The following is a 14,949-nucleotide window of genomic DNA, read 5'->3' on the forward strand; positions in this document are numbered from 1 at the left end:
TACGGGGGACGGGGAGGGCAGACACACCGTCCCCCGCAGCCCTGTTGTTTTGATCCGCCGGTCGTTGCCGTGCTCCTTTCGCCGGGTTCACCGTTCGGTTGGGAGCGCTCCCAAGCCGACTTTAACGGCTTGCCCGGCGTGGCGCCAGAGGCAGTTTCGTCAGGTGGTGGCGGTGCACGTAACGGTCGGCGTCGATGCCGTCCCCGAGCCGATGAAGCCGAAGCTCGTCGAACCGGACGCCGCCAGAGCGCCGTTGTACGTGGCGTTCGTGGCGACCAGCGACGAGCCGCTCGCGGTGACTGTCGAGTTCCACGACTGCTGCACCGTCTGCGAGCTGCCGTACGACAGCGTCACCCGCCAGCCCTTGATGGCGGCCGAACCCGCTGTCACCTTCACCTCGGCCTGGTAGCCGCCGGACCACTGGCTGCTCAGCGCGTACGACGCCGAGCACGCGCCGGTCGCGGGCGGGGTCGACGTCGGGGGAGTCGTGGGCGGGGTGGTCGGGGGCGTCGTCGGAGGCGTGGTCGGCGGGGTCGTGGGCGGCGTGGTCGGCGGGGTGGTCGTCGTGCCGCCGAAATTCACGTCGCTGCAGAAGTAGTACGACTGGTCGGCGTGGCTGGCCTGCCAGATCGTGTAGACGACGGCCCGCCCGCTGCGGCCCGACAACGACACCGGCACGTCGATCTCGACGCCGTCGGCGCGCTGGGTCCACTGCGCGGCCGGGGTGTTGCCGATCTCGGACACCCTGGTCAGGTCCGACCACTTCAGGGCCTGGGTGACCGGGTTGAACCCGGGCTTGGTCACGTACACCCAGATGTAGTCGGCGCCGTGCCGCGCCCCGTCGAACAGCTTGACGTTGAAGCTGTTGCCGACGTTGGTGGCCTTCCAGTCGCCGACGGTGTCCATGGCGTTGTAGCGGCCGTTCTCGGTGCGGCCGCCGCTGCACAGCTGGCCGTCCGGGATGGCGCCCTGGTGGTTGCCGGCCACCTGCTCGCGGAACAGGCCGTTCCAGTTCCACATGGCGTTCGGGTTGGCCTGCCAGGCCTGCCAGCACATCGGGTCCTCGGTGGCCATGGCGGGATCCTGGAACTTGCTGCCCCAGCGCTCGTAACAGCCGTAGTTGCGCGAAGCCGGGCCGGTGATGTTGCCGTGCGCATTGGCCGGCGAGGTGGGGGCGAAGAGAACGGTCAGGCCGGCGAGGAGGACGCCGGCGGCCGCGCTGAAGATGGCTCTGCGTTTCATGAGGGCATGTGCTCCGCATGGTTGGTGGCCCGGTGGACAGGCCAAAGGGGGACCGTCGGGAGCTGCCCTCAACTCCCGTAACAAGAACACCGGCGGGGTGCCGTAACACGGTCGCACAGAATCCATGAATGTCAATAACTCGTTTCGCGCCGGGGCGGCGCATCGGCCGAAAGGCGTAGGACGGCAGGGTGCCACTACTGCGAGGGGTGTAGGCAAGTTACTGCGCTGGGCCGATGCGTGCGGGCCGCCCGCGGAGAAGGCTGATCACCATGATTCCTGCCTGGTCCGTCGTCGTCGCGGTGGCGCTGTGTGTGGTGTCGGCCGTGGCCTACGCGGCCGGGGCCCTGCTGCAACAGCAGGCAGCCGCCGGGCCGGTGCTGCGCAACCCGCGCTGGTGGCTGGGCATGACCAGCAACGGCCTCGGGGCGCTGCTGCACGTCGTGGCCCTGCGCTACGGTTCGCTGACCCTCGTCCAGGCGCTCGGGGCGCTCACGCTGGTGGCCGCGGTTCCGCTGGCCGCCGCCGTGGCCCGCCGCTCCGTGACCCGGGCCGAGCTCACCGGCACGGCGCTCACCACGGGCGCGCTGGTTGCGCTCGTCGCCGTCAGCGGCTCTTCGAGCCAGGCCCTCTCGATGCGCGAAGGCTTCGCCGTGGCGCTCGCCGCCGGCGCGATCATGGCTTGGGCCGCGCTGAGTCCGCGGCTGCCCGGTCTGGGCGCGGCCGCCGTGGGTGGCATGGGCTTCGGCGTGGCGTCGGCTCTGACCCAGGCCATCACCCTGCGCCTCGATTCCGGCGCGGCGGCCGTCGGCGCGGGGATGGCCGCCGTGGTGGCCCTCAACGTCGCCGCCGTCTGGTTCACCCAGCGTTCCTACCGGACGGGCTTGGCTGCCCCGTTGGCCGTCGGCACCGTCGCCAACCCGGTGACAGCCGCCCTCATCGGCATAACCCTGCTCCAGCAACGCTTCTCCGGCGGCGCGGCCGGTGTCGTCGTCGTGCTGGCCTGCGCCGTGATCCTCACCCTCGGCGTCTTCAAGCTGGCCGGAGCCCAAGCCCAGCCGGTTGTGCAGCAGGCTCGCCCGTCCAGGCGACGACTGCGGGGCCGCGGGGCGGTGGGGCCGTGCTCGCAGCGGGCGCGATCGGCCGGGCAGCCGGCGTCGTCTTCCCAGCCGCTGCGGGATCACCCGGCCGGTTCGCTCGAGCATGCGCACACTTCACCGGCCCGTGCCGCGCCGTCGCTCCCGGCTCGTGGCCCGCTGGTATCGGTCGGCGCACGGGCGGCGTGACCGGCACACTCGTGCGATGGATTCCCTGCATCACGCGGCCGAGCTGATCGCCGGAGCCGAGCGGCTCGTGGTCTTCACCGGGGCCGGCATGTCGGCCGAGAGCGGCGTCCCCACGTTCCGCGACGCGCTGACCGGCCTGTGGTCCCGCTACGACGCCGAGGCGCTGGCCACGCCCGAGGCCTTCACCCGCGACCCGGCCCTGGTCTGGGGCTGGTACGAGTGGCGCCGCGAATTGGTCGAACGCGTCCATCCCCATGCCGGCCACTTCGCGGTCGCCCGTGTGAACTGCGCCGTGATCACGCAGAACGTCGACGACCTGCACGAGCGGGCCGGCTCACCCCACCCGATCCACCTGCACGGCAGCCTGTTCACCCCACGCTGCTCAGCCTGCGGCATGCCCTTCGGCGTCGCTGCCCAGGCCGCCCCCGTTCGCCCGGCCGAGATGCCCGTCACCCGCGCGACCACTGACCGCCCGCCTGTGCCTCTTTCCGAGCACCGGGAAAATGCCGAAAACTCGTGCAGTCGAGAGGAGTTGACCGGCGCGGGCGCTGCGGACTTCACCGCCGGCGCCACGCAGCTTGCCGCGGGTACCGCGGAGACTGCTACGGGCTCGCTGTTGCGGGAGGGGCCGCGGACGCCGCCTGCTTGTGGGGGCTGTGGGGAGCCCGTACGGCCGGGGGTTGTCTGGTTCGGTGAGGCACTGCCCCGGGACGCTCTTGAGCAAGCAGTTGAAGCCGCGGCCAACGCCGATGTGCTGATCACCGTGGGCACCGCGGGCGTGGTCCACCCGGCGGCCGAGATCCCGCAGGTGACGGCGAAGCTGGGCGGCACCGTGATTCAGGTCAATCCGCGGCCCACCCCGCTCGACGGTGTCTGTGCGCTCAACCTGCGGGGCACCGCCGCGGAGGTGCTCCCGAAGATCATCAGATGAATGGTTGCAAACCTGGCGAACCGGCACCACGCACCCCGTGAGACACGGATCATGTCGTCATGGGTGTCATGGCTTACCCCCTCCGGTACGCGCTTGCCGATCTCGCCCTGGCTCTCAGCCGGGTCTCCAACGATCCGGCCGCGGTGCAGTCCACGGCCGCCCGCGCCGCCGCCGACATGATCGGTGACGGCGCGGGCGTTCAGTTGCTGCGCGACGACGGCCGCTACGACTCGATCACCTACCACCACATCAACGACGAGCGGTCGGCGTCGATGTCGCGGGTGCTCGACCACGTCGACCAGCTCCCCGACGACGAATTCTCGACCGCGCTGGCGGCCAGCCGGCGGCCCATCGTGCTGGCCGGCGACGGGGTCGAACCGCTGGCGGGCGAGGAACACGAGATCCACTCGGCCGTTCTGTGCCCGGTGATCGTCGACAACACGTACGCGGGTTATCTGGTTCTGACCCGGGAGGCGCCCGGCTCGTTCTATTCGGCGGCCGAGGTCGAACTGGCCCGCGACATCGCCGGTGAGCTGGCCCTCGCCTGTTCCAGCGCCCGGGCCCTGGAACGCCTGCGCGCTGCCGAGGAGCGGTACCGCCGGGTCCTTGAGACGATCCCCGAGGGTGTTCTGCAGCTCGACGTGGACGGCGTGGTCACGTACGCGAACGAACCGATCGGCGTGGTGCTCGGGATGCCGCGTTCCCAGCTCGTCGGCGTCTCGCTGCGGGGTTTCCTCAACGACCAGGGCCAGAAGGAGCTGGACCGCCGCATCAGCGAGTGCCGCGAGGGCCGCTCCACCGTCGGCGGCACCCGGCTGATGCGCGCGGACGGCTCGCAGCGCACCGTCCGGATGAGCATGATGCCGCTGACCGACGACCACGGGGCGTTCAGCGGCGTGGTCTGCATGGTCACCGACACCACCGACCACATCGACGCCCGCGGGCTGAAGCGGCAGCTCGACCATCTGCGCCGGCTCGACAGCCTGGGCCAGCTGATCGGCGGCATCTCGCACGACTTCAACAACCTGCTGACAGTGGTGGGCGGCTCGGCCGAGATGATCTCGTCGTCGGCCGAGAAGGGCAGCCAGCACCACAAGCTGGCCACCGACATCCTCGACGCGGTCAGCACCGGCCGTTCGCTCACCCATCAGCTGCTCGCGTTCGGCCGCAGCGACGGCAACCGGCCCGAGATCATCCCGATTCCCGACCTGCTCACCGACGTGCAGAGCCTGTTCTCCCGTACGCTCGGCGAGCACATCGGCCTCGACCTGGCGTTCGGCCCCGACGTGTGGGCCGTGCGCGCCGAACGCGGCCCGCTGGAACAGGCGCTGGTCAACCTGGCCGCGAACGCCCGCGACGCGATGCTGCACGGCGGCATGCTGCGGGTGGCCGCGATGAACGAGGTCGTCGAGGCCGGCCGGGGCCCTGAGGGGGTGCCACCGGGCAAGCTGGTGCACATCGTCATCACCGACACCGGCGTGGGCATGAGCGCCGAGGTGCGGCAGCGCGCGCTGGAGCCGTTCTTCACCACCCGTCCGACGGCCGCGGGGCTGGGCCTGGCCACCACCGCGGGCATCGTGCAGGGGCTGGGCGGCCACATCGAGCTGGAATCGGAGCCTCGCATGGGCACGACGGTCCACCTCTATCTGCCCGCCGCCGAGGAGAGGACGGCCGCCGCCACCGGACGTCAGGGCGCGCCCGCGGTGATCGGCCGGGTCCTCATCGTCGAGGACCAGCCCGAGGTGGCCCAGCTCGTGCAGCGGCTGATCGAGCCGGCCGGGTACGCCATCACGGTCGCCACCGACGCGCTGCAGGCCGTGACCCAGGTGTCCGCGGGTCAGCACCCCGACCTGCTGATCACCGACGTGGTGATGCCGACGATGACCGGCCCCGAGCTGGCCAACGCGCTGCGCACCCACCGGCCCGACCTGCCCGTGCTGTTCATGTCGGGTTACACGGCGGCGTCGCTCGGCCCGCAGCTGCACCTGGACGACAACAGCATGCTGATCGAGAAGCCGTTCACCCGGTCGACGCTGCTGGGCGCGATCCGGACCCTGTGCGGCCCGCAACCGTCGCCGGCTTCGGCAGCGGCCGGAAACGCCTCAGCGGGAAGCGCGGCGGCGGGAAGTGCCTCTGCTGCTTCGAACGAGGGCGCCACCGCCAAGTAACGGGGATCTTGTGACTCCGGACCGAAGGTGCGAAACCGAGCGCGAGGGCTTGCCAATCGATCCGGACAAAAAGCAGTATTCCGGGGCACTGTCCGCTTCGGAAGGACCTTCGAGTGACCCAGGATCGCACGTCGGAACGGTCGAGCGTCGGAGTACGCGCCGAGACGTACGGCACGTCGACCATGGACTTGAGCGGGCGGTGCGTCGGCAGCTCGTACGTGCTCCAACGCCCCATCGGGCAGGGCGCGACGGGCACGGTGTGGGAGGCGCTGGATCGGACCTCGGGTCAGTCGGTGGCGGTGAAGCTGCTGCACGAGAGCCTGCTGCGGCAGCCCAAGCTGGTGACCCGGTTCGTGCAGGAGCGCACGATCCTGCGGATGCTGCGGCACCGCAACGTGGTGCGCGTGCGTGACCTGTTCAGCGTCGGCGAGACCATCGGCCTGGTGATGGACCTGGTCAGCGGCGGCAGCCTGCGTGACCTGCTGCGCGAGCAGCAGCCCGTGCCCGCGGGGGAGGCGGCCCGGCTCGCCGCCCAGGTGGCCGGCGCGCTGGCCGAGGCGCACGACCTGGGCGTGGTGCACCGTGACGTCAAACCCGACAACATCCTGCTGGCGATCACGGACGGCCGCCCCGACACCCGGCTCACCGACTTCGGCGTGGCCCGCATCCTCAACACGCCGAGCATGACCACGCCCAACGCCGTCGTCGGCACCCCGCACTACATGTCACCCGAGGCGTTCCACGGCGCCACGGCCAGTCCCGCGACCGACGTGTACGCGCTCGGCGTGCTCCTCTACGAGCTGGTCAGCGGCCACCCGCCGTACCTGAGCGACTCGATTCCCGACCTCATGCGCCGGCACCTCGAGGGCAGCCCCGTACGCCGTCCCGGCATCCCCGCCCCGATCTGGGACGTGATCATGGCGTGCATGGAGCAGAAGCCCCGCCTGCGCCCCACCGCCGCCGAACTCGTGGCTGACCTCTCGGACGCCGCCCGCCGTTTCGCCGACATCCCGGCCCTGCCCGCACCCTCGTACGAGTCACTGCTCGACCAGCCGTCCCGCCGCCCCGAGCCGATCCTGCAACCCGCGATCGAGCCCGTACGCTCCGGGCCCCTGCTGCCTCCCCCACCCGCCTCGATCGTCCCCGCCCCGCGTCGCCCGTCCCCGTCCCGCCGCAACGCCGCCCCCGCCTGGCGCTGGGCCCTGACCGCCACCGCGGGCGCGTTGGTCGCCGTCACCGCCTGGAACCTGGGCCGAGCCGACGACGGCCCCCGCGACCTGGCCGCCCCGCAGGTGGTGGCCGCCGGGCCCTCCACGGTCGCCCGCACCGAGCCCCCAGCCGCTCCCGGCCCGTCGGCCGCCCCACCCGGTCGTCCCGCCGCCCGTTCGCTCGCCGGCGGCCGTGCCCGCCCACTCGCCCCGCCCTCGCCCGTCGCGTCCGCCCGCGCAGAACCCGGCCCCCAACCGGGCAGCGCCGATGAACCCCGCAGCGCCGACGAACCCGGCAACACCAAGCCGAAACCCCGGCCGAGGCCGACCCGGTCGCAGCAGACCGAGGCCCGCCCGTACGGCCCGTGGGAGTGCAACCAGAGTTTCGCGGTCGACATGGCCAGCCGTACCGGCCTCATCGCCAAGCCCTGCCGCATGACCGGCCGTGACATCCGTTACCAGGCATCGCTGACCGGCGCCCCGGGCGCGCGGGGCCGCATGACGGTGGCCCTGCGCGACAACAGCACCGGCCGATCCGTGGGCCACCCGGAAACCTGCGACAACCTCGTCTTCGAGGGCGACCGCCTGGCCACCCGCAGCTGCGGCCCGGCCGCCGCCAAACCGGCACGGGGCCGCTCGTACGCCGTGGTCGTGTCCTTCACCTACGAACGCGAGGGCCGAACCATCCAGGGCGAGTCCAGGGGCGCCACCTTCACCTGGTGACGGCCCACCCGCACAGGCGGAAATACGGTGGAGGGGTTCTGCGTTCTGGCCTACCGTGATCACCATGTTCGCGCTCGGTCTGCAGCTGCCCCTCGGGGCGGCTCCCGTGTGCGTTCCCGCCGCCGGCGGCGTCGATACGCGAATCTGACCCTTCCCCGAGCAGCAGCAGAACCGTAGGGGGAGGGTGGTTCGACCCTGCGCGGTTCTGGCGCGTCCTGCCTGGCAACACGGCGCGCACCCTTCCATTGCCCTTGCATCCAGTGAGGACTGAGAAAAACCATGGCCAAGAGCCAGTTCATCCGCAGCAAGCCGCACGTCAACATCGGCACGATGGGGCACGTCGACCACGGGAAGACGACCCTGACCGCCGCCATCACGAAGGTTCTCGCCGACCGCGACCCGGCCTCCAACCGGTACGTGGCGTTCGAGGGCATCGACAAGGCCCCGGAGGAGGCGGCCCGCGGCATCACCATCACCATCGCGCACGTCGAGTACGAGACGCCGAACCGGCACTACGCGCACGTCGACATGCCGGGCCACGCCGACTACGTGAAGAACATGATCACGGGCGCGGCTCAGGTCGACGGGGCGATCCTGGTCGTGTCGGCGCAGGACGGCTCGATGCCGCAGACCCGCGAGCACGTGCTGCTCGCCCAGCGGGTCGGCGTGCCGCACCTGGTGGTGGCGCTCAACAAGAGCGACGCCGTCGACGACCCGGAGCTGCTCGACCTGGTCGAGCTCGAGGTCCGGGAGCTGCTGAGCGAGTACGGGTTCCCCGGCGACGAGGTTCCCGTCGTACGGGTCAGCGCGCTCAAGGCCCTCGAGGGCGACCCACGGTGGGTGCAGTCGATCGTCGACCTGCTCGACGCGGTCGACGAGTACGTGCCGATCCCGCCGCGCGAGCTGGGGGAGCCGTTCCTGATGCCGATCGAGAACGTGCTCACGATCAGCGGCCGCGGCACCGTGGTCACCGGCAAGGTCGAGCGGGGCACGCTGCGCGTCGGCGACCCGGTCGAGGTCGTCGGGCTCGGGCCGACAGTCGCCTCGGTGGCGACCGGGCTCGAGACCTTCGGCAAGTCGCTCGAGACGGCCGAGGCCGGCGACAACGCGGCGATCCTGCTGCGCGGCATCAAGCGTGAGCAGGTGCAGCGCGGTCAGGTCGTGGCGATCCCGGGTTCGGTGACGCCGCACCAGAAGTTCGAGGCGCGGATGTACGCGTTGACGAAGGAGGAGGGTGGCCGGCACACGCCGTTCGAGGCGAACTACCGGCCGCAGTTCTACTTCCACACCACCGACGTGTCCGGCGGGCTGGACCTCGGCGACCGTGACCTGGTGATGCCGGGTGACACGCTCGACAAGGTCACGGTGACGCTGGGCAAGCCGGTCGCGCTCGAGGTGGGCGCCGGTTTCGCCGTACGCGAGGGCAACCGCACGGTCGCCGCGGGCACGGTCACGGCGCTGCTCGACTGAGGTCCCCGGGGTGGCCGGCTCTCACGGCCGGTCACCCCGGTTGTCGTTGAAGAGCAACGGCCGGCGGCCTTGGTTGTCGTTGAAGAGCACCAGGGCAAGCAGCAGCAGCGGGATCACCGCGGTCATCGTGGCGGCCAGCCCGATCTGCCCGGCCGGTGCTGGGCTTCGACCGGATCTGTCCGCACCGCGTTCTCGCTGACCACGTCGAAGTGATCGACGACCAGCCGATCAGCACGCGGGGCCTCCCGGTCGAAGACGTGGCTCATGTCTCCGACGAACGGCGGACCCCCGATCCGGACAGAGGCGCGATCTACAGTTGCGGCGTGATGTTGCCGCTGCCCGAGGGCGAGTTCGACGCGTACCTGTTCGACTGCGACGGCACCATCGCCGACTCGATGCCGGTGCACCATCTGGCCTGGCGGCGCGCGCTGGCGGAATACGGCGCGGAGTTCGGCGAGGAGCTGTTCTATGCCTGGGGCGGCCGCACACCCGCCTCGGTGATCGCGGATCTGAACGCACAGCAGGGGCTGGCCATGCCGGTCGACGTCGTGGACGCGCGCCGCGAGCGGTTCTTCCAGGAGCTGCTGCCCTCGGTGCGCGCGGTTCCCGAAGTTCTGGAGCACATTCTTTCCGCGTACGGGGAAGTGCCTTTCGCCGTCGTGTCGGGCAGCAGCCGCGAATCGGTGACCGCCTCGCTGACCGCTCTGGGGCTTCTCGACCGGTTCGAGGTGATGGTGTGCGCGGGCGACTACACGAACGGCAAACCGGATCCGGAGTGTTTCCTGACCGCGGCTTCTTTGCTGCGGGTTGCGCCTTCGCGGTGTGTCGTCTTCGAGGACACCGATTACGGCATGCAGGCGGCGGCCGCGGCGGGGATGGCCGCGGTGCGGGTGCCGCCACCGTGGCAGCGGCACCCGTCCGGGGTCAGCTCGTCCGGAGGCGTCGGCTGAGCCATCGCGTGGCTCACACCCCACTTGGAGGTCAGCAGCACCGCCCGCGCCGCCTCCGGCTGATCGTCAGTTGAGCAGGACCGTCGGCGTTGCGGGTGGCGTCGGTTGAGTTGGGTTGTTGGTGTTGCGGGTGGCGTCAGTTGAGCTGGGCTGTTGTTGCGGGTGGCGTCGGTTGAGCTGGGCTGTTGGCGTTGCGGGTGGCGTCAGCTGAGCTGGGCCGTGAGCTGAGCTGGGCCGTCAGCGTGGCCGGCTGGGTCAGCTCAGCGTGAGGTAATCGAGGTTGAAGCCGCCGGTCTCGCAATACACCGTGAGCAGTTGGTCCCCGGCGGCGAGCGTCACCGGCACGTGCACCGACTGGTAGGTGGCCCAGCCACCCGTGTCCGGCACCGAGACGGTAGCCAGCTTTGTGCCGGCGGCGTCGCGGAAGGAGATCGCGTCGGTGACCGCCGCGCCGGTGCCGTTGGCGACGCGCAGTTCCAGGTCGTACGTCCCGGCCCGCGCGACGTCGACGCGGTAGCTGAGCCAGTTGCCGGCGGCGGTCCAGCCGATGTTCCTGCCCCCGCTGGCGCCCGCGTTGCTCTCGACGAAGTTCGCCCCGCCCTCGGTCCACCCGTGCTGCTCGGCATACGACTCGGCTTCCACCCGTACGCCGATGGGGGCGCCCTTGGGTCGGACGGTGACCTCGACCGTGACCGTGTCGCGCGACGCGCCGTCGGTGACGTGGAAGGTCAGCCGCTGGACACCCGCAGTTGCCGGGTTGAGCGTCACCACACCTGTGGACGCGTCCACGGACACGCCTGTGGACAACTCCGTCGCGTAGTAGGCGAGGTGGTCGCGGTCACGGTCGGTGGCCTGCAGCCGGAACTGGGTGGTGGCGTACTGGTCGACCGTCAGCGGCGGGACGCTGCGCAGGACGGGCGCGTGGTCTCGGCGAGGGACGTCGGCCTTCCACTGGTAGGTGGCGAAGGCATGGGCCGGCACGGTCACGATCTGCGTTCCCCCGCCCGGCCCCTGTGCGTTCCCGCCCAGAACAATTCGGATATTCCGGGTTTGGTCTGTCGAGTTGGCAAGGATCGCGGTGAACTTGCTGCCGTCGCGGTAGACGACGTTGCTCACCCCGGCGGCCGGCGCGCTCGACTCGACGCGTACGTCGTGCGGGGTCAGGTAGCGCGCGAACTGGCCGAGCGGGTAGAGCTCATCCCGTACGGAGAAGGTCTTGGTCTCGGTGTTGACCTTGACGAGGCGATCGGGCCACTTGGTGGTGCGGCCGACCTCCTCCCAGTCCACGTTGTTGTCGCGCTTGTCGGTCCAGTGCAGGGTGCCGCCGGTCTGGTCGGTGGCCTGCGCCCACAGCGTGTAACTGCCGGCGTTCAACCGGAAGTAGCTGAGCACCGTGGCCGGGTTGAGGTCGCTCGTCTCGGTCATGTGGACGGGCTTGCCGAACTGTTGATAAGCGTCCCGCATGACCGCCGGGTCACCCCAGTACGGGTGGAACGCGATCGCGTCGGCCGCCTTGCGCGTGGCCGGGTCGTTGAAGATCCGGTAGTAGTTCTTGGTGGTCGTGCTGTTCGGGTCGCGCCAGTCCCAGAAGTTGAAGTCGTGCACGTAGAGCTGGGTCTTCAGCCGGTTCTTGGCGAACTCCCGCTTGATCGCGACGCTCAGCTTCTGCTGCTGCTCGACGCTGATGTCCATGGCGGGATAGACGACGTCCATGCCCGGCTCGTTGAGCAAGGTGATCGCGTCAACGTTGATTCCATGTTGACGCATTGACTGGATGTACTTGACGTAATAGCGGGCCAGCACGTCAATGCAGTCATCGCGGAGCTTGCCGACCTGGTAGTGCTCGGTCGTGCTGCCCGGCTTGAGGGCGACCTCGCCGGTGAACCGGTTGTTGGTCTTCATCCAGGCCGGCGCGCTCCAGGCCGAGGCGAAGAAGGTGGCCTGCGGGTTGTGCTTCTGGATCAGCTTGATCGTGTCGACCATGTGCAGGTCGATGTCGCGCTGAATCGAGAAGTACTTGAGCTCGAAGTCCTCGGTGACGCCGGGCGGCAACTCGTCGTACGACCAGAACGGCAGGTGCTCGATCAGGTCGGGGCTGCCGATGGTGAGCCGGAACCGGTCGAACCCGGCGCCGTGGCGAGGGTCGACCAGCAGCTTGACCGCCTTCTCACGCTCGGCCGGCGTCAGTTTCCACAGGTTCGACACGCTGGTCTCATCGATCGAGAACCCGATGCCGCTGTACTGCTGCCGCTCCTGCGAAGGGTCCACCACCACGGTCGTGTCGACCTTCGCGCCCGGCGCCGTCTTGGGCAGCGGCACCCAGGCGTTCGCCGCACCCGTCGAGTACGAGCCGGTCACCCACGGTTTCGCCCCGCTGTTCCCGCGCGCTTGGCCGCCGCTGTTCTCGCCCGCTTGTTCCCCGCTGTTCCCACGTGCTTGTTCCCGGCTGGTTGCTCGCGGTTCCGCCTCGCCGGTCAACCGTGGCTGCGCTCCGGCGGGGGTGGGCGCGGCGGCCAGGAACATCATCGCCGTCGATGCGACGGCGAGCACCGCGGTCATGGATCGCTTCACCAAGGTCTCCCCAAGAGATAGATCATCTGCTATCTGCCAGGAGAGTTTATTAACCTCTTTAACTAACCCGCAACACCCGCGAAACGCCGGATTGAGGCCGCCTCGGGGCCATCCTGAGCCGCCCGTCCAACGCCGTCGCCAGCCGTTCGAGCACCGGCAGGGTAGGAACTGTTCCGCCGGCCTCGAACCGGGCAACCGCGGACCGCATCATCGATGCCCGTCAGAGGCAGTCGTCCATGGGGTGGTCCAGTTCGGCCATTACTTCGGTCAGCTGGGTTCGGGCTCTTGTGAGTTCGGCGATCTGAGCGTCGATGCGTTCGCGTTCGGCGGCCAGGCGGGATTGGGCCACCTGCGGGGTGATGCCGGCGCGAGGGCAGGGGAGCAGCTCGGCGATGGTGCGGCTGGACAGGTTGGCGGCGTACAGGCGCTGGATGAGTTTGACCCTGTCGATCGCCGGCTCCGTATAGCGGCGCTGGCCGGTGGAGGTGCGCTCGGCGGGGAGGAGGTTCTGCTGCTCGTAGTAGCGCAGCGAACGCGTGCTCACGCCCGCTCGGGCGGCCAGTTCACCGATACGCAAAGTGACCACCGCCACAGATCGTTGTTCTTGTCACTGGTGTCAAGTTCTAGCGTACCGGCATGCACATTTCAGGAGCGATTGCCCTGGTCACGGGGGCAAACCGCGGCCTCGGCCGCCAATTCGCCACGCAACTGCTCGAGCGCGGCGCCACCAAGGTCTACGCCACGGCGCGCCGGCCCGAACTCGTCGACACCCCCGGTGTCGAGGTCTTGCCGCTGGACATCACCGACCCCGCCTCCGTCGCTGCGGCCGTTGCGGCTGCCGGCGACGTCAACCTGCTCGTGAACAACGCCGGCGCGGCTCTCGGTGCCGGCCTGGTCACGGGTGACCTCGACCAACTCCATCGCGAGATGGACACCAACTACTGGGGAACCCTCTCGATGATCCGGGCGTTCGCGCCGCAACTGGCCGGGGGCGCGATCCTCAACGTGCTCTCCGTGCTGTCGTGGATCGGGTTCCAGGGATCCGGCGGGTACGCGGCGTCGAAGTCGGCGCAGTGGGCCCTGACCAACGGCGTACGTCTGGAGCTGGCCGACCAGGGGACGCAGGTCACCGGACTGCACCTGGGGGCCGCCGACACCGACATGACGGCGGGTTACGACGTGCCGAAGGCTCACCCCGCGGTGATCGTCAAGGCGGGGCTGGACGGGCTCGAGGCAGGCCACTGGGAGGTCCTCGCAGACGAGTGGTCCCGCGTCGCGAAGGCCGGTCTCTCGGGCGACCCCCGTGCGTACTACAGCGACCCGTACGACCTGCTGCGGTCCTGAGGAGGACGGACGGTGAGCAGGGCTTAGCCGTCCGTCGATCCGCGAAGCCTCGACACGCCCGCCGAGAAAATCTGGTTCCGAAAAACTAGACTTTCTCGGTGGGGGCGGGTAACGTTGCCTCCGTTGACAGCAGAAATCGGTAGAAACGCCGACAAGCTGGTCGAGGCGTCAAGCAGGGCCCGGATCACTCCGTGGCTCGCCCGGCCACCGCGGTGGAAAGGCATCACCGTGAGCAAGGTAAGAGGTAAGGCACCACAAGACCTTGACGTAATTCCAGGTCAGGGCAAAACGCAGGCGAGGCCGAGGCACGTTCGGGGCTTCGCCTGATGCAGGAAAGACCTGCCGCACGCGGTGGGGCCATGAAGTCGCGTGGGCTCCGGCGCCGGCGGGATGCAGTGACAGGAAACAAAAGCAGAGGAAAGGGAGGGCTGAACGCCGTTGGATCGCCCGCCGTCAGGATGCAATCCCGGTTCTGCGGTGGACACCGTAGTCTCACCGATTGTGAGGTGGTCTCCGGTCACGCTTATGCGATCCTCGCACCCGCTGAAACTGGCGCGGTGCGGAAAAGAGAACCCGACCATGGTGTCGGTAGATGGTGTATTCAACCTGTAATCCCGGGCCCCGGCGCTTCCGCGCCGGGGCCCTCGTCCCGTTCGCAGAGAGGTATTTATGGCCCCATCCGACGACATGCTTGATGACGACGATTATCCCGCCTACACGATGGGCCGCGCTGCCGAGATCGTGGGCGCGTCACAGGACTTCCTGCGCCGGCTCGACGAGGCGAAACTGATCGCCCCGTTCCGCTCCGCCGGTGGGCACCGCCGTTACTCCCGCTATCAGCTGCGCCTGGCCGTGCGGGCCCGCGAGATGGTCGATCAGGGCACCGCCCTCGACGCGGCGTGCCGGATAATCATCCTCGAAGACCAGCTCGAAGAAGCTCTCCGGCACAACCGGGAACTCCAGAAAGGCCAGGAGGCCGGCGCCGTCTGAAGCAACGATTTGTAGACCTTCCCCCAAAGCCTTACGGTCCTTCTCCACCACGAGAGGGGCCGTTTCGCG

Annotated in this window: 12 protein-coding genes; 8 read left to right on the top strand and 4 right to left on the bottom strand. The window is 69.5% G+C overall.

Annotation, left to right across the window (positions count from 1 at the left end; translation table 11 throughout):
• Positions 1 to 159: 159 nt before the first annotated feature.
• Positions 160 to 1,242: a lytic polysaccharide monooxygenase auxiliary activity family 9 protein gene (locus C8E87_RS25135; RefSeq protein ID WP_133875364.1), complete on the bottom strand. Its 1,083-nt coding sequence runs from the start codon at positions 1,240 to 1,242 to the stop codon at positions 160 to 162.
• Positions 1,243 to 1,511: 269 nt separating this feature from the next.
• Between C8E87_RS25135 and C8E87_RS25140 the strand changes: the two genes are divergently transcribed.
• From C8E87_RS25140 to tuf, 5 genes are all read left to right on the top strand, one after another.
• Positions 1,512 to 2,525, top strand: coding sequence for a DMT family transporter (locus C8E87_RS25140; RefSeq protein ID WP_133875365.1), 1,014 nt, complete (start codon positions 1,512 to 1,514; stop codon positions 2,523 to 2,525).
• A gap of 16 nt (positions 2,526 to 2,541) precedes the next feature.
• Complete coding sequence (locus C8E87_RS25145) at positions 2,542 to 3,456, top strand: SIR2 family NAD-dependent protein deacylase (protein WP_133875366.1); 915 nt, start codon at positions 2,542 to 2,544, stop codon at positions 3,454 to 3,456.
• 68 nt (positions 3,457 to 3,524) lie between these two features.
• On the top strand, positions 3,525 to 5,624 hold the full coding sequence (locus tag C8E87_RS25150; protein ID WP_239080029.1) for a hybrid sensor histidine kinase/response regulator: 2,100 nt from the start codon (positions 3,525 to 3,527) through the stop codon (positions 5,622 to 5,624).
• A 113-nt stretch (positions 5,625 to 5,737) separates the two neighbouring features.
• The gene (locus C8E87_RS25155) at positions 5,738 to 7,555 is read left to right on the top strand and encodes a serine/threonine-protein kinase (RefSeq protein ID WP_239080028.1); all 1,818 of its coding nucleotides are present in this window, start codon (positions 5,738 to 5,740) and stop codon (positions 7,553 to 7,555) included.
• A 279-nt stretch (positions 7,556 to 7,834) separates the two neighbouring features.
• Entirely contained in the window at positions 7,835 to 9,025 is a 1,191-nt protein-coding gene (tuf, locus tag C8E87_RS25160; protein ID WP_133875368.1) for an elongation factor Tu, read from the top strand.
• A 122-nt stretch (positions 9,026 to 9,147) separates the two neighbouring features.
• On the opposite strand, the gene C8E87_RS43810 is transcribed toward tuf, so the two are convergent.
• Positions 9,148 to 9,291 (bottom strand): hypothetical protein, encoded by a 144-nt coding sequence (locus C8E87_RS43810; protein WP_166661236.1) that lies wholly within the window; start codon positions 9,289 to 9,291, stop codon positions 9,148 to 9,150.
• Positions 9,292 to 9,351: 60 nt separating this feature from the next.
• Here C8E87_RS43810 and C8E87_RS25165 point away from each other — a divergent pair, with 60 nt between their 5' ends.
• Positions 9,352 to 9,975: an HAD family hydrolase gene (locus C8E87_RS25165; protein WP_307870615.1), complete on the top strand. Its 624-nt coding sequence runs from the start codon at positions 9,352 to 9,354 to the stop codon at positions 9,973 to 9,975.
• A gap of 255 nt (positions 9,976 to 10,230) precedes the next feature.
• On the opposite strand, the gene C8E87_RS25170 is transcribed toward C8E87_RS25165, so the two are convergent.
• Both C8E87_RS25170 and C8E87_RS25175 read right to left on the bottom strand, forming a co-directional pair.
• On the bottom strand, positions 10,231 to 12,546 hold the full coding sequence (locus C8E87_RS25170; protein WP_239080027.1) for a carbohydrate-binding protein: 2,316 nt from the start codon (positions 12,544 to 12,546) through the stop codon (positions 10,231 to 10,233).
• Between the two features lie 220 nt (positions 12,547 to 12,766).
• Positions 12,767 to 13,123, bottom strand: a complete 357-nt coding sequence (locus C8E87_RS25175) for a MerR family transcriptional regulator (protein ID WP_133877074.1) — start codon at positions 13,121 to 13,123, stop codon at positions 12,767 to 12,769.
• A gap of 59 nt (positions 13,124 to 13,182) precedes the next feature.
• Here C8E87_RS25175 and C8E87_RS25180 point away from each other — a divergent pair, with 59 nt between their 5' ends.
• Together C8E87_RS25180 and C8E87_RS25185 are read left to right on the top strand one after the other, a co-directional pair.
• Positions 13,183 to 13,890 (top strand): SDR family oxidoreductase, encoded by a 708-nt coding sequence (locus tag C8E87_RS25180; protein WP_133875370.1) that lies wholly within the window; start codon positions 13,183 to 13,185, stop codon positions 13,888 to 13,890.
• A 669-nt stretch (positions 13,891 to 14,559) separates the two neighbouring features.
• Positions 14,560 to 14,880: a MerR family transcriptional regulator gene (locus C8E87_RS25185; RefSeq protein ID WP_133875371.1), complete on the top strand. Its 321-nt coding sequence runs from the start codon at positions 14,560 to 14,562 to the stop codon at positions 14,878 to 14,880.
• Positions 14,881 to 14,949: the final 69 nt, after the last annotated feature.

The organism is Paractinoplanes brasiliensis (assembly GCF_004362215.1).
Lineage (GTDB): Bacteria > Actinomycetota > Actinomycetes > Mycobacteriales > Micromonosporaceae > Actinoplanes > Actinoplanes brasiliensis.